The sequence below is a fragment of the Agrobacterium sp. a22-2 genome (assembly GCF_012276985.1).
Classification (GTDB): Bacteria; Pseudomonadota; Alphaproteobacteria; order Rhizobiales; family Rhizobiaceae; genus Allorhizobium.
The window spans coordinates 23,242-48,792 of record NZ_JAAXMM010000007.1 but is presented as its reverse complement, the minus strand read 5'-3'; the positions used below and the strand labels follow the sequence as shown (position 1 = coordinate 48,792).

General features: G+C 62.0%; 27 protein-coding genes. 11 read left to right on the top strand and 16 right to left on the bottom strand.

What is annotated here, in order from left to right; genetic code table 11:
* Nucleotides 1–239: 239 nt before the first annotated feature.
* Nucleotides 240–425 (top strand): hypothetical protein, encoded by a 186-nt coding sequence (locus HFC70_RS12390; RefSeq protein WP_168473574.1) that lies wholly within the window; start codon nucleotides 240–242, stop codon nucleotides 423–425.
* A gap of 79 nt (nucleotides 426–504) precedes the next feature.
* On the top strand, nucleotides 505–828 hold the full coding sequence (locus HFC70_RS12385; RefSeq protein WP_168473573.1) for a hypothetical protein: 324 nt from the start codon (nucleotides 505–507) through the stop codon (nucleotides 826–828).
* A gap of 86 nt (nucleotides 829–914) precedes the next feature.
* Here the strand turns inward: HFC70_RS12385 and HFC70_RS12380 are convergent, their stop codons facing one another.
* From HFC70_RS12380 to HFC70_RS12370, 3 genes are all read right to left on the bottom strand, one after another.
* Entirely contained in the window at nucleotides 915–1,373 is a 459-nt protein-coding gene (locus HFC70_RS12380) for a YbaK/EbsC family protein (protein ID WP_168473572.1), read from the bottom strand.
* A 413-nt stretch (nucleotides 1,374–1,786) separates the two neighbouring features.
* Nucleotides 1,787–3,178 carry a dipeptidase gene (locus HFC70_RS12375; protein ID WP_168473571.1) on the bottom strand — a complete coding sequence of 464 codons (1,392 nt, stop codon included), beginning with the start codon at nucleotides 3,176–3,178 and terminating at the stop codon, nucleotides 1,787–1,789.
* A 103-nt stretch (nucleotides 3,179–3,281) separates the two neighbouring features.
* Nucleotides 3,282–3,713 carry a MarR family winged helix-turn-helix transcriptional regulator gene (locus HFC70_RS12370; protein WP_168473570.1) on the bottom strand — a complete coding sequence of 144 codons (432 nt, stop codon included), beginning with the start codon at nucleotides 3,711–3,713 and terminating at the stop codon, nucleotides 3,282–3,284.
* Between the two features lie 387 nt (nucleotides 3,714–4,100).
* Here HFC70_RS12370 and polA point away from each other — a divergent pair, with 387 nt between their 5' ends.
* Nucleotides 4,101–7,085: a DNA polymerase I gene (gene polA, locus HFC70_RS12365; protein WP_168473569.1), complete on the top strand. Its 2,985-nt coding sequence runs from the start codon at nucleotides 4,101–4,103 to the stop codon at nucleotides 7,083–7,085.
* A gap of 12 nt (nucleotides 7,086–7,097) precedes the next feature.
* Here polA and pcaQ read toward each other — a convergent pair whose 3' ends face one another.
* Nucleotides 7,098–8,024, bottom strand: coding sequence for a pca operon transcription factor PcaQ (gene pcaQ / locus HFC70_RS12360; RefSeq protein ID WP_168473774.1), 927 nt, complete (start codon nucleotides 8,022–8,024; stop codon nucleotides 7,098–7,100).
* Nucleotides 8,025–8,115: 91 nt separating this feature from the next.
* Here pcaQ and pcaD point away from each other — a divergent pair, with 91 nt between their 5' ends.
* From pcaD to pcaG, 4 genes are read left to right on the top strand one after another with little or no spacing between them, the layout of a single operon-like run.
* Nucleotides 8,116–8,904, top strand: a complete 789-nt coding sequence (gene pcaD, locus HFC70_RS12355; protein ID WP_168473568.1) for a 3-oxoadipate enol-lactonase — start codon at nucleotides 8,116–8,118, stop codon at nucleotides 8,902–8,904.
* A 10-nt stretch (nucleotides 8,905–8,914) separates the two neighbouring features.
* Nucleotides 8,915–9,328 (top strand): 4-carboxymuconolactone decarboxylase, encoded by a 414-nt coding sequence (gene pcaC / locus HFC70_RS12350; RefSeq protein ID WP_168473567.1) that lies wholly within the window; start codon nucleotides 8,915–8,917, stop codon nucleotides 9,326–9,328.
* Nucleotides 9,325–10,065, top strand: coding sequence for a protocatechuate 3,4-dioxygenase subunit beta (pcaH, locus tag HFC70_RS12345; RefSeq protein WP_168473566.1), 741 nt, complete (start codon nucleotides 9,325–9,327; stop codon nucleotides 10,063–10,065). Before pcaC ends, pcaH begins: the two co-directional genes overlap by 4 nt.
* 1 nt (nucleotide 10,066) lies before the next feature.
* Nucleotides 10,067–10,684 (top strand): protocatechuate 3,4-dioxygenase subunit alpha, encoded by a 618-nt coding sequence (gene pcaG / locus HFC70_RS12340; protein WP_168473565.1) that lies wholly within the window; start codon nucleotides 10,067–10,069, stop codon nucleotides 10,682–10,684.
* Nucleotides 10,685–10,760: 76 nt separating this feature from the next.
* Here the strand turns inward: pcaG and HFC70_RS12335 are convergent, their stop codons facing one another.
* Nucleotides 10,761–11,519, bottom strand: coding sequence for an IclR family transcriptional regulator C-terminal domain-containing protein (locus HFC70_RS12335; RefSeq protein WP_168473564.1), 759 nt, complete (start codon nucleotides 11,517–11,519; stop codon nucleotides 10,761–10,763).
* A 145-nt stretch (nucleotides 11,520–11,664) separates the two neighbouring features.
* On the opposite strand from HFC70_RS12335, the gene HFC70_RS12330 reads away from it, so the two are divergent.
* The 4 genes from HFC70_RS12330 to HFC70_RS12315 are packed head-to-tail and all read left to right on the top strand — an operon-like array spanning nucleotide 11,665 to nucleotide 15,350.
* A complete protein-coding gene (locus HFC70_RS12330; protein ID WP_168473563.1) occupies nucleotides 11,665–12,387 on the top strand; it encodes a 3-oxoacid CoA-transferase subunit A in 723 nt (240 codons plus the stop codon).
* Nucleotides 12,384–13,073 carry a CoA transferase subunit B gene (locus tag HFC70_RS12325; protein ID WP_168473562.1) on the top strand — a complete coding sequence of 230 codons (690 nt, stop codon included), beginning with the start codon at nucleotides 12,384–12,386 and terminating at the stop codon, nucleotides 13,071–13,073. Before HFC70_RS12330 ends, HFC70_RS12325 begins: the two co-directional genes overlap by 4 nt.
* A 9-nt stretch (nucleotides 13,074–13,082) precedes the next feature.
* Nucleotides 13,083–14,288, top strand: coding sequence for a 3-oxoadipyl-CoA thiolase (pcaF, locus tag HFC70_RS12320; RefSeq protein ID WP_168473561.1), 1,206 nt, complete (start codon nucleotides 13,083–13,085; stop codon nucleotides 14,286–14,288).
* Nucleotides 14,289–14,291: 3 nt separating this feature from the next.
* The gene (locus HFC70_RS12315) at nucleotides 14,292–15,350 is read left to right on the top strand and encodes a 3-carboxy-cis,cis-muconate cycloisomerase (RefSeq protein WP_168473560.1); all 1,059 of its coding nucleotides are present in this window, start codon (nucleotides 14,292–14,294) and stop codon (nucleotides 15,348–15,350) included.
* Here the strand turns inward: HFC70_RS12315 and phnN are convergent.
* From phnN to HFC70_RS12260, 11 genes are all read right to left on the bottom strand, one after another.
* Nucleotides 15,347–15,946 carry a phosphonate metabolism protein/1,5-bisphosphokinase (PRPP-forming) PhnN gene (phnN, locus tag HFC70_RS12310; protein ID WP_168473559.1) on the bottom strand — a complete coding sequence of 200 codons (600 nt, stop codon included), beginning with the start codon at nucleotides 15,944–15,946 and terminating at the stop codon, nucleotides 15,347–15,349. The two genes, HFC70_RS12315 and phnN, sit on opposite strands and share 4 nt — an antisense overlap.
* Nucleotides 15,946–17,085, bottom strand: coding sequence for an alpha-D-ribose 1-methylphosphonate 5-triphosphate diphosphatase (locus HFC70_RS12305; protein ID WP_168473558.1), 1,140 nt, complete (start codon nucleotides 17,083–17,085; stop codon nucleotides 15,946–15,948). The genes phnN and HFC70_RS12305 overlap by 1 nt, the downstream gene beginning before the upstream one ends.
* Nucleotides 17,086–17,109: 24 nt before the next feature.
* The gene (locus HFC70_RS12300; RefSeq protein ID WP_168473557.1) at nucleotides 17,110–17,850 is read right to left on the bottom strand and encodes a DUF1045 domain-containing protein; all 741 of its coding nucleotides are present in this window, start codon (nucleotides 17,848–17,850) and stop codon (nucleotides 17,110–17,112) included.
* A 78-nt stretch (nucleotides 17,851–17,928) separates the two neighbouring features.
* The gene (phnE, locus tag HFC70_RS12295; RefSeq protein WP_168473556.1) at nucleotides 17,929–19,419 is read right to left on the bottom strand and encodes a phosphonate ABC transporter, permease protein PhnE; all 1,491 of its coding nucleotides are present in this window, start codon (nucleotides 19,417–19,419) and stop codon (nucleotides 17,929–17,931) included.
* Between the two features lie 10 nt (nucleotides 19,420–19,429).
* Nucleotides 19,430–20,392 (bottom strand): phosphonate ABC transporter, permease protein PhnE, encoded by a 963-nt coding sequence (phnE, locus tag HFC70_RS12290; RefSeq protein ID WP_168473555.1) that lies wholly within the window; start codon nucleotides 20,390–20,392, stop codon nucleotides 19,430–19,432.
* Nucleotides 20,393–20,500: 108 nt separating this feature from the next.
* The gene (gene phnD / locus HFC70_RS12285) at nucleotides 20,501–21,406 is read right to left on the bottom strand and encodes a phosphonate ABC transporter substrate-binding protein (RefSeq protein ID WP_168473554.1); all 906 of its coding nucleotides are present in this window, start codon (nucleotides 21,404–21,406) and stop codon (nucleotides 20,501–20,503) included.
* Nucleotides 21,407–21,492: 86 nt separating this feature from the next.
* A complete protein-coding gene (phnC, locus tag HFC70_RS12280; protein ID WP_168473553.1) occupies nucleotides 21,493–22,350 on the bottom strand; it encodes a phosphonate ABC transporter ATP-binding protein in 858 nt (285 codons plus the stop codon).
* A 121-nt stretch (nucleotides 22,351–22,471) separates the two neighbouring features.
* Nucleotides 22,472–23,086 carry a DapH/DapD/GlmU-related protein gene (locus HFC70_RS12275; RefSeq protein ID WP_168473552.1) on the bottom strand — a complete coding sequence of 205 codons (615 nt, stop codon included), beginning with the start codon at nucleotides 23,084–23,086 and terminating at the stop codon, nucleotides 22,472–22,474.
* Nucleotides 23,083–23,790 carry a phosphonate C-P lyase system protein PhnL gene (gene phnL / locus HFC70_RS12270; RefSeq protein WP_168473551.1) on the bottom strand — a complete coding sequence of 236 codons (708 nt, stop codon included), beginning with the start codon at nucleotides 23,788–23,790 and terminating at the stop codon, nucleotides 23,083–23,085. Before phnL ends, HFC70_RS12275 begins: the two co-directional genes overlap by 4 nt.
* 31 nt (nucleotides 23,791–23,821) lie before the next feature.
* Nucleotides 23,822–24,598: a phosphonate C-P lyase system protein PhnK gene (gene phnK, locus HFC70_RS12265; RefSeq protein WP_168473550.1), complete on the bottom strand. Its 777-nt coding sequence runs from the start codon at nucleotides 24,596–24,598 to the stop codon at nucleotides 23,822–23,824.
* Nucleotides 24,595–25,497 (bottom strand): alpha-D-ribose 1-methylphosphonate 5-phosphate C-P-lyase PhnJ, encoded by a 903-nt coding sequence (locus HFC70_RS12260; RefSeq protein WP_168473549.1) that lies wholly within the window; start codon nucleotides 25,495–25,497, stop codon nucleotides 24,595–24,597. Before HFC70_RS12260 ends, phnK begins: the two co-directional genes overlap by 4 nt.
* Between the last annotated feature and the right edge of the window lie 54 nt (nucleotides 25,498–25,551).

The following is a 25,551-nucleotide window of genomic DNA, read 5'->3' as shown; positions in this document are numbered from 1 at the left end:
AGCCATTCCGTTTTGCGGGGTGGCTTTTCTCGTTAGTCGCCATGTCTTTGAAGATCTCGCCGACAAGACCCGGCAACATCATACATGATCCGGTGCAGACCAAATCAACGCTTGAGATTAAGGGGGCGTGAGAGGCTTCTTGCGCCGGTATTGCTGCCCCCACAAATCGCTCCCGCCTTCGGAACTTTTCCGTCTGCCGTCCGTTCTTGCATGCAAGATCAAATGTCGGGAGGCGCGTCATGCAGACGGTGGAACAGCAGAAAATCGAAGCGCAGCAGAATGTCCGGGTCTGGGCCGTTGCCGAATTTTGCCGGCGTTACCGTCTCGACAAGGTAGAGGAAAGCCGGCTGCGCAAGCTGCTGGGTGATTTTGCGCGCGAACACGAACTCCTGATGAACGCGCATCGCCAGCCGGCATTTCGCTGAGGCCGGCATCGGGGACCTCGAGACGGAACCATTCCGCGCCTCGCCCGTTCTCTGATCAACGAAACCGAAAGGAGCTGTCATGGCTGAGAATTCTATGCAGGCAGAAGTAAGAGAGCTGCAGAACCAGATTGCCAACCTGAAGGACCTGCTCGCCAAGCAGGGCCACGATGTGGCCGACCAGGTTCGCGAAGGCACGTCTGTCGCCCTCAATGGCGCATCGCGCCGTGTCGGCCAGGCGGCCAACTATGCCAAGAACGAAGCCGCGTCCGTGGCCGGTATCGTGCGCGAGCATCCGACTGCGACTTCCACCGCGCTTTTGACCATTGGTCTGCTCGGCGGACTGGTTGGCTATTTCCTTGCATCGTCCGCACAGACCGAAACGCAGCGCCGTCGCTGGTACTGAGTTGACCGGCCGATAAACCAATACAAATACAGTATGAGATCAATGGCATCCCGGCGACGGGGTGCCATTTTTCGTAGAGCCTTCGCCTATTGGCAGACGTCCACCCATGTGGCCGAAACCAGAGCCGCCATGCGCTTGGGCGCGATCCTCACCGCGGCATTGGTGGCGCCGGCCGCGGGAACCACCTCATCGAAGCTCTTCAGCGAGACGTCGCAATAGACCGGCAGAGCGGTGGCAAGGCCAAACGGGCAGACGCCGCCGACGGGATGGCTGGTCAGTTCGAGAACTTCCTCTGCCGCCAGCATGCGCGGCTTGGCGCCGAACTGATCCTTGAATTTGCGGTTGTCGAGCCGCTTGGTGCCGGCCGCCACCACCAGCACCGCCGTGTCGCCGATGCGAAGACAAATGGTCTTGGCGATCTGGTCGGGTTCCACACCGTGGGCAGCGGCCGCCAAAGGCACGGTCGCGGAACTGGCTTCAGTTTCGATAACGCTGATATCGGCAGCGTGGGCGGCGAAAAAGGCTTTGACGGATAAGAGGCTCATGGCGGCAATCTAGGACAAGGAACGACGAGGCGACAACAGTCTTTTTTCGCAATCCGACCCCTGGCTCTTGAAACGGGCAAGCAGCTACCCCATCTTCAACTCAACCGAGGCGGCGTTCGCGCTGCCCAGATCAGGGCAAAATGCCGCAATCAGGGGGAGTGCTTTGTGATTAACGTTATGTTAAACACTTAAGTACATCCTGATGAAACGGCAGACGACAAGGTCTCTATGAAGAGAACTTGGCCAAGCCTGAAGCAATCGGAATTCTTGTTTCCGTCTTTGACCACGGATGTACTGGCATTGACGTTGAAACGAGGTTGGAAAGGTCGGGTCACCCCGGCCTTTTTGCTTTTCTGGGTCCATCATCCGACAAAGCCTGAAGGATTGCGACCTGAGCCGGCCGTGGCCGCTCTTTAAGAGGCGGCCAGAGCGTCGAGAATGCGGACCCAGGAACGAATGCCTTTGTGGAACGAATTCAGGTCGTATTTCTCATTGGGCGAATGGATGCGGTCGTCCGTCAGGCCGAAGCCGACCAGCAGCGAATCCATGCCGAGCATTTTCTGGAAATCGCCGACGATCGGGATCGAGCCCCCCATGCCGATCACCACGGCCGGCTTCGGCCATTCGTCGGACAGCGCGTTCTTCGCCTTGGTCAGCACCGGCGAATCATAGGAGAGCTGGATGGCCGGCGAGCCGCCATGCTCGTGGAAATCGACCTTGCAGTCGGCCGGAATTTTCGAAGCCACATAGGCCCGGAAACTGGCGCGGATCTTGGAGGGATCCTGGTCGCCGACCAGCCGGAACGACACCTTGGCCGAGGCCTGGGCGGCAATCACCGTCTTGAAGCCTTCGCCGGTATAGCCGCCGGTAATGCCGTTCACTTCGGCGGTCGGTCGGGCCCAAGTCAGTTCCAGCACGGAGCGGCCCTTTTCGCCCGACGGGATCGACAGGCCCACTTCGCCGAGGAAGCTTTCGGCCGTGCGGCCCAGCGTTTCCCAGGAGGCCTTGATATTGGCCGGTGTTTCTTCCACGCCGTCGTAGAAGCCGGGCAGCGTGATGCGGCCGGTCTCGTCATGGAGCCCGGCAAGGATCTCGACCAGGATATGGATCGGATTGGCAGCAGCCCCGCCGAACAATCCGGAATGCAGGTCGCGATCGGCCGCCGTAATGGTGATCTCTTCGCCGACCAGGCCGCGCAGGGCGGCAGCAATCGCCGGCGTTTCCGTGTTCCACATGCTGGTGTCGCAGACCAGCGCGTAGTCGGCTTTCAACTCGTCCGCATTGGCGGCCAGGAAGGGCTTCAGCGATGGCGAGCCGGATTCCTCTTCGCCCTCGAACAGGATGGTGATGCTGACCGGCAGGCCGCCATGCACGGCCTTGTAGGCGCGGCAGGCCTCCACGAAGGTCAGCAGCTGGCCCTTGTCGTCGGAGGTGCCGCGACCCGTGATGACCTTTCGTCCGCCGTCCAGTTCCTTGATCGCCGGCTCGAAGGGATCGTTTTCCCAAAGGTTCAGTGGATCGACCGGCTGCACGTCGTAATGGCCGTAGAACAGCACATGCGGTGCACCGGCTTTGGCGGCGGCGTGATGGGCAACCACCATCGGGTGGCCGGGCGTGTCGCGCACCGAGGCCGTAAACCCAAGGCCCGTCAGTTCCTTGACCAGCCATTCGGCCGCCTTGCGGCATTCCGCCTTGAACGCCGGGTCGGTCGAGATCGACTGGATGCGCACCAGGTCGAACAATCGGTCGAGGCTTTGGGGAAGAGTCTTGTCGGCGCTGTCGAGCACGGCGGCGATATCGGTCATGGTACTGTCCTTGCGGCTATTTCAAATCGCCGGGACGATAGACCAACAGATTGGCCGTTGCGAGGTCGCGCCGAAAATTTTGTGAAGAGAAAATACAGGCCGCTCAGAGCTTGCGGGAATTGTCGATCGCCCAGCGGATATATTCGAGCATCAGTTCCTTCTCGAAGCGGCGAAAGCCCGCAAAGAGTTCGTCGTCAGCGGCCGAGGCTGCAGCCAGGGCATCCTCTTTCATGGCGCGTGCCTTGTCGGTCAGGAACACCAGTTGGGCGCGCTTGTCGGAGGGATGCGGTCGCCGCTCGATCAGCCCGTCGCGCTCCATGCGGGACAAGGTATTGGCCATGGTTGCCTGCTCGATGTCGATCTTTTCCAGAAGCCGGGTCTGGGTCAGGCCTTCTTCGTCCCAGAGCTCGAGAAGGATCGGAAACTGGCCGGCTGAAAAGCCGAGTTTCGCCGCCCGCAGCTGCAGGGCTCGGGAAAAGCCTCGGGCCAATTGGCTGGCGAGATAGGTCGGCGAATCCGTTCGGTTGAACCTCATGGCCAATGGTTAGGCCTGTTTGCGGCCTCCGACAATATTGAATTGCAGGCGATGCATCGGCAGACGCGGCTTTTTCAGGACCTGGGGCGGCGGCCAGGCACGAAAAAGCCGCCATGGCGTGGAGGCGGGCCATGGCGGCTTTCCAAATGAGGGACAAAGGCCCGGAGAGGGGGGATAAGGCCTTTGTCCAAGCCCGAAGCGGCGGGGGACGAGCCGGCTTTCAGACTGCGGCGTGATCAAGCGCCGGTGACATTGAGATGAGAGGCGGAATGTGGTTTTTCAAGGGAAGCCCGGATTACAAATTCGTAACGTTGTCGTGAGCTGGAAACGGTGGGTCGGGGCAAGTTCCTGTGGACGATGCCCATCCCTCGCGCTATCCATGCTGCCATGAAAAAAGGCGATCATCTCTTTCTCGTCGACGGCTCCGGATTCATTTTCCGGGCCTTCCACGCCCTTCCGGCGCTGACCCGTAAATCGGACGGCTTGCCGATCGGTGCCGTATCTGGCTTCTGCAACATGCTGTGGAAGCTGCTGCGCGATGCCCGCAACACCGATGTCGGGGTGACGCCGACCCATTTCGCGGTGATTTTCGACTATTCGTCTAAGACCTTCCGCAAGGAATTGTATGATGCCTATAAGGCCAACCGGTCTGCGCCGCCGGAGGATCTGGTGCCGCAGTTCGGCCTGATCCGCGAGGCGACCCGTGCCTTCAATCTGCCGTGCATCGAAACGGAAGGTTTCGAAGCCGACGATATCATCGCAACCTACGCCCGCGCGGCCGAGGCGATCGGCGCCGATGTCACGATCATCTCGTCCGACAAGGACCTGATGCAGCTGGTAAGCCAGAACGTCCACATGTACGACGCCATGAAGGACAAGCAGATCGGTATCCCCGATGTCATCGAGAAATGGGGCGTGCCGCCGGAAAAGATGATCGACCTGCAATCGCTGACCGGCGACAGCACCGACAACATTCCCGGCATCCCGGGCATCGGCCCGAAAACGGCGGCCCAGTTGCTGGAAGAATATGGTGACCTCGATACGCTGCTGGCCCGTGCCGGCGAAATCAAGCAGGTCAAGCGCCGTGAAAGCATCGTCGCCAATGCCGATCTCGCCCGCCTGTCGAAACAGCTGGTAACGCTGCGCACCGATGTGCCGATCGACATGCCGCTCGATGCGCTAGGGCTGGAGCCGCAGGACGGACCGAGGCTGATCAGTTTCCTGAAGGCCATGGAATTCACCTCGCTGACCCGTCGCGTGGCCGAAATCTGCGATTGCGATGCCGGCGCCATCGAGCCCGCCTTCGTCAAGGTCGAATGGGGCGTTGCCGCCCACGGCCCGGACCTCGATGCCGGCGAGACTGCGAGCGAGCGCGCCGAGGAGCCGGGTTCGGCTGGTTCGGCACCCGCGACACCTACCATGACGGACGGCTTCACCCCGGAAGATCTGGTCAAGTCGCGTGCGCAAGCCTTCCATGGCCAGCCGATCGACACGACAGGCTACCAGACCATTGGCGATATCGAGACCTTGCGGCTCTGGATCGCGGCGGCCCGCGAGACCGGCACCGTCGCCTTCGATACCGAAACCACGTCGCTGGATCCGATGCAGGCCGAACTGGTCGGCTTTTCCCTGGCGATCGCCGATAATACCAAGGAGCCCGGCTCCCCGCAGATCCGCGCCGCCTATGTGCCGCTCGGCCACCGAACGGGTGGCGAAGACCTGTTCAGCGACGGGCTGAAGCTTGCGGAAAACCAGATCCCGATGGCTGAGGCGCTGGCCACGCTGAAAGACCTTCTGGAGGACACATCCGTCCTCAAGATCGCGCAAAATCTCAAATACGACTACCTGCTGATGAAGCGCCACGGCATCGTCATCGAGAATTTCGACGATACTATGCTGATGTCCTATGCGCTCGATGCGGGTGCCGGCAATCACGGCATGGATGGCCTGTCGGAGCGCTGGCTCGGCCACACCCCGATCGCCTACAAGGACGTTGCAGGTTCCGGCAAGTCGTCTGTGACCTTCGACCGCGTCGATATCGGCAAGGCCACGGCCTATGCGGCGGAAGACGCCGATGTCACGCTGCGCCTGTGGATGGTGCTGAAGCCAAGGCTCGCCGCCAATCGCCTGACCACGGTCTATGAGCGGCTGGAGCGGCCGCTGGTGCCGGTTCTCGCCCGCATGGAAGAGCGCGGCATCACCGTCGACCGGCAGATCCTGTCGCGCCTGTCGGGCGAACTCGCCCAGAAGGCGGCCGCCTTCGAGGACGAGATCTACGAACTGGCCGGCGAGCGCTTCAATATCGGTTCGCCCAAGCAGTTGGGCGATATCCTGTTCGGAAGGATGGGTCTTCCGGGAGGCTCCAAGACCAAGACGGGCCAATGGTCGACCTCGGCCCAGGTTCTGGAGGACCTGGCCGCCGAAGGTGCGCCGCTGCCGCGCAAGATCGTCGACTGGCGCCAGCTGACCAAGCTGAAATCGACCTACACCGACGCCTTGCCCGGCTATGTCCATCCCGAAACCAAGCGGGTGCATACGTCCTATTCGCTGGCCTCGACCACGACAGGACGCCTGTCCTCGTCCGAACCTAACCTGCAGAACATTCCGGTGCGTACCGCAGAAGGCCGCAAGATCCGCACGGCTTTCATCTCGACGCCCGGCCACAAGCTTCTCTCGGCCGACTATAGCCAGATCGAGCTTCGGGTGCTGGCCCATGTCGCCGACATTCCACAGTTGCGCCAGGCCTTCGCCGATGGCGTCGACATCCACGCGATGACGGCGTCCGAAATGTTCGGCGTTCCTGTCGAGGGCATGCCCTCCGAGGTTCGCCGCCGCGCCAAGGCGATCAATTTTGGCATCATCTACGGCATCTCCGCCTTCGGGCTCGCCAACCAGCTGTCGATCGAACGCTCTGAGGCCGGCGAATACATCAAGAAGTATTTCGAGCGCTTCCCGGGCATCAAGGACTATATGGAGCAGACCAAGGCCTTTGCCCGCGAGCATGGCTATGTCGAAACCATCTTCGGCCGTCGCGCCCATTACCCCGAAATCAAATCGTCCAATCCGTCGATGCGCGCCTTCAACGAGCGGGCCGCCATCAACGCGCCGATCCAGGGCTCGGCTGCCGACATCATCCGCCGCGCCATGATCAAGATCGAACCGGCGCTCGTGGCAGCCGGCCTGTCGGAGAAGGCCCGCATGCTGCTACAGGTGCATGACGAACTGATCTTCGAGGTGGAAGACGAGGCGATCGAGGCGACACTTCCGGTGGTGGTCAATGTCATGGAGCATGCCGCGATGCCGGCCATTGCCATGCGCGTGCCGCTGAAGGTCGATGCCCGCGCCGCGCACAACTGGGACGAGGCGCATTGATCCTTGCCGCGATCAGAACCGCCCGGCTCGGGCGTTCACATGGTCGCGGATCGTCTGCTTCATCAGGGACAGTGCCGCATTCGGCTCGACGCCCGCCTGGGTGGTCAGACCGACGGCGCCGCGTGTTTCGCTCATGTCGATCTTCAGCTCGGCAAACCGGCCGCTGGCAATGTCGTTTGACACGATGCCGCGCGAAATGATCCAGACGGCGTCATGCCGGGCGATATAGGCCCGGCCGAACGAGTCCGAAACGGTCTCGATGGTGTTCGGCAATTCGGCGATGCCGTTGGTGAGAAGCAACCGGTCGACGAGCGGCCGGATCACCGAGCCGCGCGTTGGCATCAGAACCGTAAAGGGGGCGAGTTCGTTGAGGGTAAAGCTCTTGCGTGCCAGAAGCGGATGGGACGCGCCGACGACGATCGCCACTTCCTCGCTATAGAGCGGTTCGAAAAACAGCCCCGTCATCAGGTCCGCGGCGCCAAGCCGTCCAACGACCAGATCCAGCGCCCCCAGCCGCAGCGAATCGAGCAGCGCCCGGTTTTCGCCCGAGACGATGGTCACCGCGCTGCCCGTTCCGCTGGCCAGAAATTGCGCCACGGCGTCCGGCATGAAAGTGGCCGATGCCGTCGGCAACGTACCGATGCGCACCGGCGGCCCTTCCGACTTGCGGGCCTGGGCAAGCGACGCCATGCCGCGCTGCACGGCGGCAAGGCTTTCTCCGGCATGTTTCAGGAACACCTCGCCGAAATGGGTGATGCGGATGCCGCGTCCGTCCTTCTCGAAAAGCGCCACGTCGAGCACTTCCTCCAGCTCCCGGATGGTCCGGGTCACGGCCGGCTGGGTAATCGAAAGCGCATCGGCCGCCTTGCCGACGCTCCGTTGCCGTGCCACCTCTAGAAAGGTCTGCAAATGGCGAAACTTGATCCGGGCATCCATGATTCATGCTCATATGGTTATGAATAATGCCCAAAATATCATTTTACCCATAGAAAATCATCGCTTAATTTCTCAACACGGTGAGGAGAACCCCATGGCATTTGCCACCATCAACGGCATTACGGTCCACCATGAGCTGATCGGCGATGCCGACGCGCGCAACCTGATTGTCTTTTCCAATTCGCTTGGAACCGATTTCCGTATCTGGCTGCCGGTCTTCGACGAACTCGGCGAGGACGTTTCCGTGCTTCTCTACGATTCGCGCGGTCATGGCCTTTCCGGCGGCGCGGACAGCCCCTTCGGTATGGATACGCTGGTCGACGATCTGGAAGCGCTGGTCGATCATCTCGAGATCAAGAAGGCCACGTTCTGCGGCCTGTCGGTCGGCGGTATCATTGTCCAGGGCCTGTGGAAGAAGCGGCCCGACCTATTCCGCAGGATGATGCTCTGCGACACGGCACCGAAGATCGGCACGCCGGAGATCTGGAACGCCCGCATCGATGCCATCAAGGCTGGCGGCCTGTCGAGCATCTCAGGCAATGTCATGGAGCGCTGGTTCACGCCGGATTTCCACGAGCAACGCGCCGATGAATTGGGCGGCTACCGCCTGATGATGGAGCGCCAGTCGCCGGAGGGATACATCCGCACCTGTGAGGCCATTCGCGATACGGATTTCACCGCCATCCTGCCGACCGTCACGGTGCCGGCCCTGCTGGTCGTCGGCGACCAGGACGGCTCGACCCCGCCGGATCTGGTGCGTGCCGCGGCAGACATGATCCCCGGTGCCCGCTTCGAACTGATCGAAGGCTGCGGCCACATTCCCTGCGTCGAGCAGCGGGAAGAGTTGGCGAGCCTCCTGCAATCCTTCTTGAAGAAAGCGTGAAAGAGCAGACATGACCGCACCCCAGGACAAATCATCCCGTTATCATCAGGGCATGGCCACGCGGCGCAGCGTCCTGGGGGGCTCCTATGTCGATCAGGCCGAATTGGCCAAGACTCCGTTTGATGAGCCGTTCCAGGACCTGATCACCGAAGCGGCCTGGGGGCATGTCTGGTCGCGGCCGAACTGGACGAAGCGCGAGCGGTCGATCGTGACCATCGCGCTCCTGGCCGCCCTCGGTCACGACGAAGAGGTCGCAATGCATGTTCGTGCGACGGCCAATACAGGCGCGACGAAAGAGGATCTGATGGAGGCGATGCTCCATGTGGCCATCTATGCCGGCGTGCCGGCGGCAAATCACGCCATCAAGATTGCCAAGGACGCATTGAAGGATCGGGAAGAGACCCAAGCGGAGGAGACACAATGAAGAATACCATGCCGGAGACAGGCGCGTTCTTCGCGCGCGACCGCAGCATTCACCCGCCGGCCTATGCGCCGGGCTATAAGACCTCCGTTCTGCGCTCGCCGCAGCGCGCGCTCATTTCGCTTGACGGTACACGCAGCGAGATCAACGGCCCGGTCTTCGGCCACGGCATGCTCAACGAATTCGACAATGACCTGATCGCCAACTATGCCAAGCCCGGCGAAAGCCCGATCGGCCAGCGCATCCTCGTGCACGGCCGCGTCCTGGACGAGCGTGGGCGTGGCGTCGATGGCGCACTGGTGGAATTCTGGCAGGCCAATGCCGGCGGTCGTTACCGCCACAAGAAGGAAACCTATCTGGCCGCCATCGACCCCAATTTCGGTGGCGTCGGCCGCACCATCACCGACGAGGACGGCTATTACTGGTTCAAGACCATCAAGCCCGGCGCCTATCCCTGGCCGAACGGCGTCAACGACTGGCGGCCGGCCCATATTCATTTCTCGGTGTTCGGCCACGGTTTTGCCCAGCGCCTGATCACCCAGATGTATTTCGAAGGCGACCCGCTCATCTGGATTTGTCCGATCGTCAGGACGATTCCCGACGAAGACGCCATCAAGCAGCTGATCGCGCCGCTTGATATGAATGCCACGGTTCCCATGGATATGCGCGCCTACAAGTTCGACATCGTGTTGCGCGGTCGCCGCTCGACGCTGTTCGAAAATCGCAAGGAAGGCAACTGACATGGTGCAATCGCTCGGCTACCTCAAGGAATCTCCGTCCCAGACGGCAGGACCCTATGTGCATATCGGCTGCACGCCGAATTTCACCGGCATCCATGGAATTTTCGAGCAGGATCTCGGCTCCGGACCACTGACCAACGACAAGACCAAGGGTGAAAGAATCACCATTCGCGGCCATGTGATCGACGGTGCCGGCATGGTGCTGAAAGATGCGCTGGTCGAGATCTGGCAGGCCGATGCCGACGGGCTTTACAGCAGCCCCTCGGAAACCCGCGGCATATCCGATCCGAACTTCTTCGGTTGGGGCCGCTGCCCCGGCGACATGGCGACCGGCGAATTCGTCTTCGAGACGATCAAGCCGGGCCGTGTTCCCTATAATGACGGCCGCCTGATGGCGCCGCACATCACCTTCTGGATCGTTGCGCGCGGCATTAATATCGGCCTTCAGACCCGCATGTATTTCGGCGACGAGGAACAGGCCAATGCCGAAGACCCGGTGCTTGCCCGCATCGAACACAAGACGCGCGTGCCGACCCTGATCGCCAAACGAGATGGCGATACCTACACGTTCGACATCGTTTTGCAGGGCGAAAACGAGACGGTGTTCTTCGACATCTAATGGGTAGAACCGGATTGGCGGCCAGCTCGAAGAGGGCGGTCGCCAATCTTTTTTTAGGGCCTCCCGACTGCCGTGATCAGACGAGGATCTGTTGAAGCTCGGCTTTCACCCTTTGCAGGGCTGGCAGATAACGCTCGACCAGCGCCGACATCGGCTCGGGGCCGGCGGCCAGGCCGACATTGAGGGCTCCCACGGTCTGGCCGCGGACCGTCACCAGCGGTACGGCCAGGGAGCGCAGGCCGATTTCGACCTCCTGGTCGATAAGCGCAAAGCCCTGTGCTCTCGTTTCCTCGAGTATGCTCATTAACGCATCGATGTCCGTCACGGTGCGGTCGGTGCGCGCGGCAAGAGCCGAGCGTTCGAGCACGGCCCTGGCCTCGGCGGGATCAAGCGCTGCCAGCAGGATACGTCCCATCGAGGTGCAATAGGCGGGAAGGCGCGACCCCGGCATAAGCGCAATCGACATGACGCGACGCTGCGCCGCCCGAGCCACATAGACGATTTCTGTTTCGTCGAGGATCGACACGGACGTGCTCTCGCCGATCTCCAGCGACAGCCGATCGATGACCGGTTGCACGATGCGCGGCAAGGGCATGGCGGCCAGGCACCCCGTTCCCAGACGCAGGACGCGGGGCGTCAGTGTGAAGAACTTTCCGTCATAGGCGGCATAGCCCATTTCCGACAGCGTCAGCAGGCAGCGCCGCGTCGTCGCGCGGTCAAGACCAGCCGCCGCCGCCGCCTCGGCAATCGACAGCCGCGGTCGGTCGGCGCTGAAGGCTTCGATGACTGTCAGGCCTTTCATCAGGCCGCCCATGATGTCGCGCTCTCCGACCATCGCCTGCCTCCATTATTCAAAAATGTGCGATATACGAACAAAAATCATATAACGCACAAATGGATTGCCGTCGAGCCGGTGTTGACCTAGTTTTCGGTGAGACATCGTCGGCCAGGCCGTTTCCTGGGCCGAAGGGAGGAATTTCATGGACAAGACAATCGCAAATGCGGCCACGGCCGTCGCCGGTATCGGCGATGGCGCTGTCGTAATGATCGGCGGCTTTGGCGGATCGGGCGCACCGATCGAGTTGATCCACGCGCTGATCGACAAGGGACCGAAGAACCTGACGGTCATCAACAACAATGCCGGCAACGGCCGCATCGGCATCGCCGCCATGATCGACGCCGGCATGGTCAGGAAGATGATCTGTTCCTTCCCCAAATCGTCCGATCCGCGCGCGTTCACCGACCGCTATCTGGCGGGTGAAATCGAACTGGAACTGGTGCCGCAGGGCACGCTGGCCGAGCGCATCCGCGCCGGCGGCGCGGGCATTCCGGCCTTCTACACGCCCACCGCCTACGGCACCGAACTTGCCGACGGCAAGGTGATTGCCGAGTTCGATGGGCGACCTTACGTGCAGGAGCGCTGGCTGAAGGCCGATTTCGCCATCGTCAAGGCGCATCTGGGCGACGTTCATGGCAACCTGACCTACAACAAGGCCGGCCGGAATTTCAATCCGCTGATGTGCATGGCAGGAGCCACCACCATTGCCCAGGTATCGAAGCTCGTGCCGGCCGGCGGCATCGATCCCGAACACGTCGTCACGCCGGGCATCTTCGTGAACGGCGTCGTGGAAATTGCCGATCCGAAACAGGAAGAAGATCTCATTCGAGCCGGGGTGGTCTATGCCCCAGGAGTCCAGGCATGACCGTCAATACGCGCGACGACATCAAGCTGTCCAACGCCCAGATCGCCTGGCGTGCCGCCCAGGACATCAAGGACGGCGCCTATGTTAATCTCGGCATCGGCTTCCCGGAAATGGTCGCCCGTTACCAGCCGGAGGGCCGCGAGGCGATCTTCCACACGGAAAACGGCATCCTGAATTTCGGTGAAGCGCCTGCCGCTGGTGAAGAGGACTGGGACCTCATCAATGCCGGCAAGAAGGCGGTGACGCTGAAGCCGGGGGCTGCCTTCTTCCACCACGCCGACAGTTTTGCCATGGTGCGCGGCGGCCATCTCGATGTCGCCATCCTCGGCGCGCTCCAGGTCGCCCAAAACGGCGACCTCGCCAACTGGCGCGTCGGCACCAAGGGCGTTCCGGCCGTCGGCGGTGCGATGGATCTGGTGCATGGTGCCAAGCAGGTCTGCGTCATCACCGAACACGTCACCAAAACGGGTGAACCGAAATTAGTTGAAGCTTGTACCTTTCCGCTGACCGGCGTTGGCTGTATCACGCGTATCTATACGAGCCATGCCGTCATCGATATCGTCGACAAGCGTTTCGTGCTGCGCGAGAAGCTTGGCCTCATGTCGATGGAGGAACTCCAGGCGATGACCGGCGCGCCGCTGCATACCGATGGCCCCGTGGTCGATCTCGTGGTGCCAACACTGTAGGGAAATCCGATGACCGAAGCTTTTATCTGCGATTATATCCGCACCCCGATCGGCCGTTTTGGCGGATCGCTGTCCTCGGTCCGCGCCGACGATCTCGGCGCCATTCCGTTGAAGGCCCTGATGGCCCGCAATACAGGCGTCGACTGGGCCGCCGTCGAGGACGTGATCTTCGGCTGCGCTAACCAGGCCGGCGAGGACAATCGCAATGTCGCCCGCATGTCGTTGCTGTTGGCCGGTCTGCCGGACGCTGTCACGGGCACGACCATCAATCGTCTCTGCGGCTCCGGCATGGATGCCGTCATCATGGCAGCCCGCTCGATCAAGGCGGGCGAGACCGAACTGATGATCACCGGCGGCGTCGAAAGCATGAGCCGGGCACCGTTCGTGATGCCCAAGGCCGAGACCGCCTTTTCCCGCCATGCCGAAATCCACGACACCACCATCGGCTGGCGCTTCGTCAACCCGCTGATGAAGAAGCAGTACGGCGTCGATTCCATGCCGGAGACCGGCGAGAATGTCGCCGAGGACTACAAGGTCAGCCGCGAGGATCAGGACGCATTCGCCGTGCGCTCCCAGGCCAAGGCCGCTGCCGCCCAGGAAAACGGTCGGTTGGGCAAGGAGATCACCGACGTGGTGATCCCGCAGCGCAAGGGCGATCCTGTCGTTGTCTCCAGGGATGAGCATCCGCGGGCCACATCGATGGAAGCGCTGGCAAAGCTCGGCACCCCCTTCAAGAAGGAAGGCGGCACGGTCACCGCCGGCAACGCCTCCGGCGTCAATGACGGGGCCGCCGCACTCATCATCGCTTCGGAGGCTGCGGCGAAGAAATACGGCCTGACCCCGATCGCCCGCATTCTCGGCGGTGCCACGGCCGGCGTGCCGCCGCGCGTCATGGGCATCGGCCCGGCGCCGGCATCGCAGAAGCTGATGGCCCGCCTCGGCATGACCCAGGATCAGTTCGATGTGATCGAGCTCAACGAGGCCTTTGCATCCCAAGGCCTCGCCACGCTGCGTATGCTCGGCATTGCCGACGACGATCCGCGCGTCAACAAAAACGGCGGCGCCATCGCGCTCGGTCATCCGCTGGGGATGTCCGGCGCCCGCATCACCGGAACGGCGGCGCTGGAACTGTCGTTGACCGGTGGCCGCTATTCGCTCTCCACCATGTGCATCGGTGTTGGCCAGGGCATTGCCATCGCGCTGGAGCGCGTCTGAACCATGGCTTTGACCGGTCAGCCTTATTTCCATGCCCTGTTGGGTGACGCCGAAGTCGCGGCCCTGCTCGGCCGCAAGGCGGACATCGCCGCTCTGCTGCGTTTCGAGGCGGCGCTGGCGAAGGCCCAAGCCGAAGCGGGCATGATCACGGCGGCAGACGCTGCCACGATCCGCGCTGCACTCGATGCCTTCGAGCCGGACATGGAGCGGCTGACCGCCTCGACGCTGAAAGACGGCGTGCCGGTTCCAGGCCTCGTGCAACAGTTGCGCGAGCACGTCGGCGGCGAGGCGGCCAAGGCGTTGCATCTCGGCGCCACCAGCCAGGATGTTGTCGATACGGCACTGGCTTTGAAGCTGAAGACGGTTTTCGATTGCTTCGAAAGCCGGCTAATGATCCTAGCACATTCGTTTGACGCCCTCCTGGAGCGTTTCGGCTCGGCACCCCTGATGGGTCGCTCGCGCATGCAGGCCGCGATCGCCATGACGGCCGGAGACCGCATTACGGTCTGGCGCGATGCCGTGGCAAACGCCGGTGCCGCGCTGGCAGCACAAAAGCCGCACAGCCTGATCGTCAGTCTTGCCGGTGCGGTCGGAACTTCGGAAAAATTCGGAGATGCGATCACCAGCATTCGCCACAGCATGGCGACTGAGCTTGGCCTTGCCGTTCCCGCCTATGTTCCCCATGCCGATCGCGGCCGTATCGCCGATCTCGGCAATGCCCTGTCGCGCATCACAGGGGCGCTTGGCAAACTCGGCCAGGACGTGGCCCTGATGGCGCAGAACGGTATCGGCACGATCACGCTATCGGGCGGCGGCGGCTCCTCGGCCATGCCGCACAAGCAGAACCCGGTGCGCGCTGAAGTGTTGGTGGCGCTGGCCCACTTTAATGCCGTGCAGCTCTCGGCCCTGCATCAGTCCCTGATCCATGAGCAGGAGCGCTCCGGTGCCGCCTGGACGCTGGAATGGCTTGTTCTGCCGCAGATGCTGGAAGCGACCGGGGCCGCGCTCACGCATGCCATCTTCCTGCTCGATCATGTCGAGCGGATCGGCGATCCGGCTTAAGTCTCGACGGTGGCGGGCAGCAATCCTGCAAGGGTTCGGATAAATTGCTGGCCCGCATCCTCCAGGGCGCCGCTATTGTCGATGGTCACGACGTCGTAGTCGCCACGGATTTCCAGCGAACTGCGCGCCAGCCGGCGCAGGATCTCCTCACGGCTCTCGCGGCCGCGCGCTTCCAGCCGGGTCGCCAGCACATCCGGGCTCGCCGTCACATTGACCACCAGCAAGGGTGAAAAGGCCTTGGCAAAACGCGGCAGTGTCGAGCGCGAGCCATTGGCGACCACCACATGGCCAAGCGCCAGCTTCTCGTGGACCGCTGCGGGAATGCCGTAGCGCAGGCCATGGGCATCCCAGTCGACGGCAAAGCCGCCGGCCTGCCTTTGTGTCTCGAAGTCACTCTCGCTGACGCAGACGTGGTCCTCGCCGCCGGCATCGGCCGGCCGAGTGATCACCCGCTGGACGAAATGCACCTGCGGCACACCGAGAAAATGCCGGGCGGCAATGGCCATCAGGCTGTCCTTGCCGGCGCCGCTCGGACCGACCACCGCAACAAGCGTTCCGGCTGCGTCGATCCGCCTGCAATCGGCCTGCGCTTCCATCAGGCCACCCTTCTGCCCTGCCGCCACACGCCGCGCACCACAGGCACACCATCATGCCGGCGCACCCGCACCAGGTCGGCGCGAAGGCCGGCAGCAATCCGGCCGCGATCCTCTAGCCCGACCGTGCGGGCCGGGGTTGACGTCACCATGGCCAGTGCCTGTGGCAGGCTCATGCCGTCGATCTCTTCTGCCAACACGAAGGGCGCATGCAGCAGGCTGAGTGGAACGTAATCCGAAGAAAGAACGTCCAGCACGCCCCGCTGCGCCAGGTCCTTGGCGGCGATGTTGCCGGAATGGGACGCGCCGCGCACGACGTTCGGGGCACCCATCAAGACGCTCATGCCGGCCTGGTGCGAGGCATCGGCGGCGTCTAGGCTTGTCGGGAATTCGGCAAGCTTCACGCCGTGTCCCTTGGCCTCTTCCACATGCTCCAGCGTCGCGTCGTCATGGCTTGCAACGGTGATGCCGCGCGCTGCACAGATCTTGGCCAGCACATCGCGATGTTGTGCGGAATTGCGCGCCGAAGCCTCCAGACGGCGGGCGACGAAATGGGCAAAGGCCTCGTCCGACAGGCCGCGCTTGGTTTTGTAATAGAGCGTGTACTGGTCCATGGTCTGGAACTGGCGCTGGCCGGGTGCGTGATCCATCAGCGAGACGAGGCGCACATAGGGGTCGCTCTCGAAATCGGCAAAATGCTCCAGCACGTCGCCGGCCGAGACTTCGCAGCGCAGGTGCAGCAGGTGCTCGGCACGCAGCCGGTCGTCTTTTTCGGCCGCCTGGATGGCATCGGCCATGGCGCGCATTTCGCCCATCTTGAAGCCGTCATCCTCGTCGGCGCCCATGCGCAGGCAGTCGAATACAGTTGTGATGCCCGATGCCGCCACCTGCGCATCATGGGCCTGAATGGCCGATGTCTTGTTCCAGCGCACGCCCGGCCGTGGCGAATAATGGGATTCGAGATGATCGGTGTGCAGTTCGACCAGCCCGGCGATCAGATAATCGCCTTCGACATCCTCGCCGACTTGGCTGTTTCCCTCATAGATCTCGGCAATGCGCCCGTCGCGGATGACGAGCGAGCCGGAGATGATGCTGTCCTCAAGGACGATGCGGGCATTGGAAAAGACAGTTTCGGCGGACATGGGTCTTTGTGCTTTCGGTTTGGTTCAGGCGCCGCGGAGCGGCAGCCAGGATTTGACGGTAAAGGGCGCACCCCGGCTCTCTTCCACGAACAGGCCAAGGCCGGACACGGTCAGCGGCCGGTTGACGAAATCGGCAAAGCGCTGGTTCAGCACATCGCTGAGGATGGGCGCAATACCCGGATCAGCTGGACCGGTCAGGGTCATATGGAAGCGGAAATCGTCCATGACATGGTGATAGCCCCAGCGCATCAGGTTGGCCCGCTGGCTGTCGCTCAGCCGCTCGGGCCGGCGCCTAGCAATATCGGCCTCGCTCAGCGGCGCTCGGAAGGGCTCGAACTCCTCCACAACCGAGGCGGCGAAGGTTTGCAGAACGGGATAGATCCGATCCGGTATGATCGCGAAGAACGGCCCCAATTGGCCGACCACGACCTTGGGAATGTCGAAGGCTTCCGTCCTGCTGCAAAAGGCCTCGAATGCAGAGAGAAGATGAGCTTCGCTTGCTCCCTCCGCCAGTTCGAACGGCGCCTTGATCGTCGCATGAAACCCGTAGCGCCGCGGATCGGCGAGCAGGTCCTGCAAGTCGCCGTCCGGCAGTCCGTCCACCGGATCGTGGGCAATTTGATGGTCGGAAAACGCATCGCGGCCGAGCCACCGGGCCGCCGCCTGGGTCAAAGAGTCCTCTTCGGGCGGCGTGAAATAAAGCGCGTAACGCAAATGGAAGGTCCTGGAATCGGTGATCGAAGCGGCCACAATGGTCCGGTTCATTGCCTAAAGGCAAGCTGGACCTGCGCTATCGCAGCTTCGTTACAAAATGATGATGATCGGCGTTGCTGAACGCCGATATCAGTGCCTTTTCCCCATCAACCGAGAGCGCAGCGCATTGGAAATCGAGTCGAAGATGAAGACGACGATCAGGATCAGGACGACCATGTAGGCGACGTTTTCCCAGTCCGAATGGGTGCGCATCGCTTCCCAGAGTTTCAGGCCGATACCGCCGGCGCCGACTGCGCCGATGATCGTGGCCGAGCGGGTGTTGGACTCCCAGAAATAGAGCGCCTGGGAGGCAAACAGCGGCATGACCTGCGGCAACACACCGAAGCGCTGCACCGCGACCGGCGAAGCGCCGACCGATTTCACGCCTTCGCGCTGCTTGTCGTCGATATTCTCCAGCGCCTCGGCGTAAAGCTTGCCGAGCGTGCCGGTATCGGTGAAGAAGATCGCCGAAATGCCGGCCAGTGGCCCGGGGCCGAAGGCGCGGGTAAAGAACAGCGCCCAGATGAACATGTCCACCGACCGCTGGAAATCGAAGAAGCGCTTGACCAGCTGGTTGACCGGCCGATTGCGAACAATGTTGCGCGCCGCCAGGAAGGACAGCGGAAAGGCGATGATCATGGCAAACAGTGTGCCGATGAAGGCCATCACGATGGTCTGCAGCATCTTGGTCCAGACGTCGAGATGCTGCCAGGACGGATTGTAGAGGATATCGTTCCAGGCCAGTGACAGATTGCTCCGCGCCGGGTCGAGCCGCTCTCCACTCCAGATCAATGAGCTGACTTCGGAGACCGACTTACCGAAGAAGCGGGAATCGGTGTCGAAGATAAAGTTGGCCCAGCCAAGGAAGCGCTTGTGGATCTTCACCACGTCGTCGCGGACTTCCGCCCAGCCAGAAAAGCCGAAAGACAGGACGATCTTGTCGCCGGGGTTACGCTGCTCCGCCCAGACAGGAAGCGGCTTGTCGGCGTTGACCTCGTTTCCAACGCCTACCGTGATGGAAATCGTGTCGTCACCCCGTGTGACGTCGACGCGATCCGGCATGACCACGATCCGGTCGGCGGCGTTCATCGTCACGGCTGCCCGGGTCACGACCTCCTCGGTCCTTTGCTCGGTGCGGGCCTGCGTTGCGCTGTCGGGTGTTGCGTTTGGCGCCATGAAGGAAAAGGAGGAGCTGGCCTTCGGCGCAGATCCCTGGCCGCCGGCCGGCACCTCGATGGTGCGCGCGATCGTGGCGCGTTCGGCGATAAGCCATTGCGGGTTGGGATTGGGACCAATCGGGTCGAATCGCGGGTACACGATCTGCATGCTGCCGTCCGCTTCGATTTCGATATCGGGGCGGATTTCATAGGAGACCCAATCGGCCAGATAGGTGCCGGCCATTCCCCAATTGGCTGTTCCCAGCACCTGCCCGATGGCAAAGAACCACCAGCAGAACAGGAAATAGAGAATGACGGAACCGCCAATCAGAAGGAAGCGGAAGCGCATCCAGAAGGACGGCTGCAGCAGATGGCCGTGTCGGTGGGCAACGGCATCCATGTCGGCGGCGCTGAGCGTTTTCATAGCGGGTCCCTCACATCACAGCCTGGAAGGCCTGATCGCCCACCAGCTTGCGCCTCAGCCAGGCCGATAATTGATCGACGGCGATGATGGTTGCAAACAGCAGCAGAACGATCGCTAGCGTCTTTGCCTCGTGGCCGCGGCTGATGGAGAGCCGCAATTGCTCGCCGATGCCGCCGCCGCCGACTGCGCCGATAATGGTCGAGGCGCGCACGTTGATCTCCAGCCGCAGCAGGAAGTAACTCACGAAATTGGGCAGGACCTGCGGCACCATGCCGAACCATGCGCGCTCCACCCAACTGGCACCAACGGCCTTCAGCCCCTCGTCGGGCTTCATGTCGGCATTCTCGATAACCTCGAAGAAGAGCTTTCCGAGCGCGCCGATCGTGTGGATCGAGACGGCGATGATGGCCGGGATGGGACCGAGCGACAGGATGGCCAGAAAGAAGCCGGCCAGCACGATTTCCGGAAAGGCACGCAGGATTTCCATGAAGCGGCGAACCGCAGCCCGCAACAGCGGATTGCGGGTCATGTTCTTCGCCGCGAAGAACGACAGCACGCCTCCGAAAATGAAACCGATCAACGTCGAGAGGATGGCGATGTTCACCGTCTCCGCCATTTTGTAAAAATACTCGGGAATGTAGAAATTATCGGTGAGGTAGTAGCGTCCTTCCGGATACTCGTACTGCAGGCTGCCATCGTAATAGGGCGACGGAAGATCGAACATGGCCCGCACGATTTCCATGCCGTCGCGCGGAACCAGATCGCCGACGAAATCGAAGATATGCGGGATACGATCGAAGAACTTGCCCGAATTCGTCTCGTTGGCAAACCACAGAGAGCCGCTGACCACCACCAACAGCAGTCCGATCCCGATGGCCGAATAGAGACGCCGTTTGGCCGCCAGTTCCTGCCAATGCCGTTCGACCTGCATTCCCCCATCGCCCAAGGGATGCCGCGCCATCGAGAGTGTCATGACCCAAGTCCTTTTTCAGGAAGTATCCGTTTGCGGCGCATCTCATATCCGCCGTAAAAAACCGCCGGACGCTGCCGTCCGGCGGTTTCGCTTGTCGTCAGGCTGGGATCAGCCGCCGATGGTTGCCTTGCGGGCGTCGATGATCGGCTTGTAGAAATCGACATTGACTTCCGTGAAGCCCTTGAAGTCGCCGCCCTGGATGGCCGAGAAGCAGGCCGCATCGGTCTTCGGCAGGTCCATCATGAAGGTCTTGAACTTGGACTTCATGTCTTCGTTCATCGACGTGCGAACCACGACCGGACCGTTCGGGATCAGCGGGGACTTCCACAGTTCGACCAGGTCGTCCATGTTGAGGATGCCCTTGTCGACCATCTTCTTCAGGTTGCCCGATGTGTAGCCGTCCTTGAATTCGCCAACGCCGGAACCGAAGGTCGTGCCGGCATCGAACGTGCCCTTCAGAACTTCGAGGACGAGGTTCTCATGGCCGCCGCCAAAGCCGGTTTCTGCCACATAGCCCTTGACCGGTGCGCCGAGGGATTCCGGCAGGGTGACCGTCGGGATCAGGTAACCGGACGTGGAATCCGGGTCGGCGAAGCCGAGCTTCTTGCCCTTGATATCGGTGACCTTGGTCATGCCGCTATCCTTGCGGGCGACCATGATCGAGTAATAGCCCATCGAACCGTCGGTCTGAACGGTCGTCAGGATCGGCTCGACGGCCTTTGCATCGGCCAGATAGATCTTGGCAAAGCCCGATGCGCCGAGTTCGGCGTAATCGAGCGTGCCGCCGAGCAGGCCCTGGATGACGCCGTCATAGTCGGCGGCCGGGAAGAGCGAAACCTTTTCGACGCCGAGAACGGTCTTGAGCTTGTCGGTCATGCACTGGTAGTTGCGCAGACGGTCGGCTTCGTTTTCGCCGCCCAGAATGCCGATGCGGAATTCCTTGAGGTCTTCGGCGTGAACCACACCGGCCAGCGATACGAGGGCGGCGGTGGCAAGAAGGATCTTCTTCAACATGCGTTCATCTCCTGTTGTCCCGGATGTCCGGAATGCGTCATGGATAATGGGGTGCCCTTTACGCGGGCGACGATCGATGCGGGCAATCAGGCCTCGGCGGCTGCCAGGGACTGATGACCGACGGATTGCATGGCGGCGGCCTTGGCCTTGACGCCTGGAATGTTGATGCTGGTCGAGGTCATGCTCTCGTCGATCCCGGCGCCATGGCTGTCGGAACCGTAGATCTCCTGCACGGCTTCGGCAGTCAGCTCATGTGGGGTGCCGTCGAAGACGACGCGGCCCTTGGCCATGCCGACAATGCGTTCGCAATAGGCGCGGGCGGTGTCCAGCGTGTGCAGGTTGGTGATGACGGTGATGCCTTCGCGCTCGTTGATGTCCTTCAGTGCGTCCATGACGATCTTGGCATTCAAGGGATCCAGCGAGGCAATCGGCTCGTCAGCCAGAACCATTTTCGGCGCCTGCATCAGGGCGCGGGCAATCGCCACGCGCTGCTGCTGGCCGCCCGACAGGGTCCCGGCCGGTTGCAGCGCCGTCTGTTCGATGCCGAGGCGCTCCAGCGCGGCAATCGCCATGATGCGCTCTTCTCGGGTGAACATGTTGAGAATGCTCGACACCGTCGAGCGATGGTTGAGCCGGCCGAGCAGGACATTGGTCAGCACGTCGAGACGCGGCACCAGGTTGAACTGCTGGAAGATCATCGCACAGTCGCGCTGCCAGTTGCGCAGGGCAGAACCGCGCAGGGACGAGACTTCCGTATCGCCGAAATGGATGGAGCCGGACGTCGGGTCCGCCAACCGGTTGATCATGCGCAGCAGGGTGGACTTGCCGGCGCCCGACCGGCCGATGACGCCGACCATCTGGCCTTGCGGAATAGCGATCGTCACGTTGTCGACGGCCATGTTCTGGCCAAAGCGCCGGGTCACGTTTGTCAGCTGAAAGTTCATTTTCGCTATTCCTAGAAGACGACCAAATTCGTCTCTGGCTTTAGTCATCCTTCATGAAACGCTAATGTCAGTTTTGTGTCGGGACGATTACAATTGATAAGCGTTTGAGAAGAAACGATAATCAGCTGTATTTCGCGACAAAGTCCTCCGCCGGCAGATGGCGGAAATCGGCAAGCGCGGCATGCAGCCGGTCATGACCCCAGTCCCACCAGGAAAGGGCATCCATCTGCTCGCCGAGTGCGGCTGTAAAACGCTCGCGAATGAGTTTGGCCGGGACGCCGCCGACGATCGTGTAGGGCACCACGTCCTTGGAGACGACGGCGCCGGCGCCGATCACTGCACCATTGCCGACGGTGACGCCGGGCAGCACCGTGGCGCCATGGCCGATCCACACGTCGTGGCCGATGCTGATGCGGTTCTGCCGCCGCCAGGCGAAGAAATCCTCGTCGAGATCGGCATCCTCCCAGTAATTGGGGGCGCGATAGGTGAAATGATGCAGGGTCGCCCGCCACATCGGATGGTTGGTGGCGTTGATACGCACGCTGGCGGCGATGTTGACGAACTTGCCGATCGTCGCGCACCAGATCGAGCCATCGCGCTCGATGTAGGAATAGTCGCCGAACTCCACCTCGTCGATGCGGCAGCGCTCCGCCACCTCGGTGTAGCGCCCGAGCGTCGATGCGTTGACGGTGGCGGTCGGGTGGATTGTCGGCTCGGGCGTAAGCTTGCGGCTCATGCGGCAATCTTTCGTGGTGAGAATGCTGAGACGTCGAGAATATCGTCGGCCACGGCCTCGCGCACCTCAGCGTCGTGGAAGATGCCGAGCAGCGCCACGCCGGCCTTTTTCTTGGCGCGGATCAGGTCGACCACCACGGCGCGGTTGACGGCGTCGAGCGAGGCTGTCGGCTCGTCCAGAAGAAGGATGCGATGGTCGGTGATGAAGCCGCGGGCGATGTTGACGCGCTGCTGCTCGCCGCCCGAAAAGGTCGCTGGCGGCAATTGCCACAGCTCCTTGGGAAGGTTCAGCATAGCCAGCAAGTCTCCGGCCGCAGCCCTCGCGGCATCCGTCGGCGTGCCACGGGCCACCAGCGGCTCGGCCACCACGTCGATCGCGGCGACGCGCGGCACGGTCCGCAGGAACTGGCTGACATAGCCGATCGTATCGCGCCGGACTTCCAGCACGCTGCGCGGGTCGGCGCTGGCGATATCGATGATGCGACCCTTGTGATCGACCAGGATCTGGCCGCAGTCGACGGCGTAATTGCCATAGAGCATCTTCAGGATCGAGCTCTTGCCGATGCCGGACGGGCCGCCGAGAACGACACACTGGCCGCCGGCCACGGAAAAGGAGACATTGGCGACGACCGGCAGCTTGAGGCCGCCGCGCAGATGCATGGTGAAGCTCTTGAAAACTTCGGAAACGACGAGGGGCGTGGTCATCGGTAACCTTCCTGGTGCCAGACCTGCGGGCTCAGACCTGCAGGATCGAGGAGACAAGCAATTGCGTGTAGGGCTGCTGCGGATCGTCCAGCACCCGGTCGGTCAGGCCGTGTTCGACCACCAGCCCGTCCTTCATCACCATCATGCGATGGGAGAGAAGTCGGGCCACTGCCAGATCGTGGGTGACAACGATGGCCGCCAGGCCCAGATCGTTGACGAGACCGCGCACCAGATCGAGCAGACGGGCCTGCACCGAAACGTCGAGGCCACCCGTCGGTTCGTCCATGAACACCAGCCGCGGGCCGGTCACCAGGTTGCGGGCGATCTGCAGGCGCTGGCGCATGCCGCCGGAAAAGGCGCGCGGCTGGTCGTCGATGCGGTCCGTGCTGATTTCCACCCGTTCCAGCCAGTCGCTGGCGGTGGCCCGGATCTTTCCATAGTGCCGGTCGCCGACCGCCATCAGGCGCTCGCCGACATTGGCCCCGGCCGACACCGTCATACGCAGGCCGTCCGCCGGATTCTGGTGCACGAAGCCCCAGTCGGTGCGCATCAGAAAACGCCGCTCAGCCTCGCTCATGTGATAGAGGTCGCGATAGCCACCGTCGCGCATGTGATATTCGACACTGCCGGTCGTCGGCATCAGCCGCGTCGACAGGCAGTTGAGCAGCGTCGTCTTTCCCGATCCGCTTTCGCCGACAATGGCCAGCACTTCGCCGGGCCAGAGATCGAAGGACACATTTGTGCAGCCGATCCGGCTGCCATAGAATTTCGAGACATCCCGAACCTTGAGCAGCGGCGTATCGCTCATTCGGCGGCCTCCTTGTTGGTGGCCAGCAGATGGCCGGCATGGCCGTGCTCGCGGCGGTCTTCGCAATTGTCGGTATCGGAACAGACGAACATGCGGCCGCCCTTGTCGTCGAGAACGACTTCGTCAAGATAGACGTTCTCCGCGCCGCAAAGCGCGCAGGGCTTGTCGAAATGCTGGATCTCGAAGGGATGGTCCTCGAAGTCGAGGCTGACCACATCGGTGTAAGGTGGCACGGCATAGATCCGTTTTTCGCGCCCGGCGCCGAACAGCTGCAGCGCTTCCGACATATGCATTTTCGGATTATCGAATTTCGGGGTCGGCGAGGGGTCCATGACATAGCGGCCGGCGACCTTGACCGGATAGGCATAGGTCGTGGCAATGCGACCGTTGCGGGCGATGTCTTCGTAGAGCTTCACATGCATCAGGCCGTATTCTTCCAGCGCATGCATCTTGCGCGTCTCGGTCTCGCGCGGCTCGAGAAAGCGCAAGGGCTCGGGAATCGGCACCTGGTAGACCAGCACCTGACCCTCCCGCAGCTTTTCTTCCGGGATGCGGTGGCGGGTCTGGATGACGGTGGCGTCCTTCGTATGGGTGGTCACCGCCACATTGGCGACCTTCTGGAAGAAGGCGCGGATGGAGACGGCATTGGTGGTGTCGTCCGCCCCCTGGTCGATCACCTTCAGCACGTCTTGGGGGCCCAGAATGGCCGCCGTCACCTGAACGCCGCCAGTGCCCCAGCCATAGGGCATCGGCATTTCGCGCGATGCGAACGGTACCTGGTAGCCGGGGATGGCAATCGCCTTGAGGATGGCGCGGCGGATCATCCGCTTGGTCTGTTCGTCCAGATAGGCAAAGTTGTAGGTGGCCAGATCTGCCTTGGGTGAAACTTCTGCGTTCATCAGGCGTTATCCCGTCTCAATAGGAGATTTCGGATATGGATATCGGTACAATCT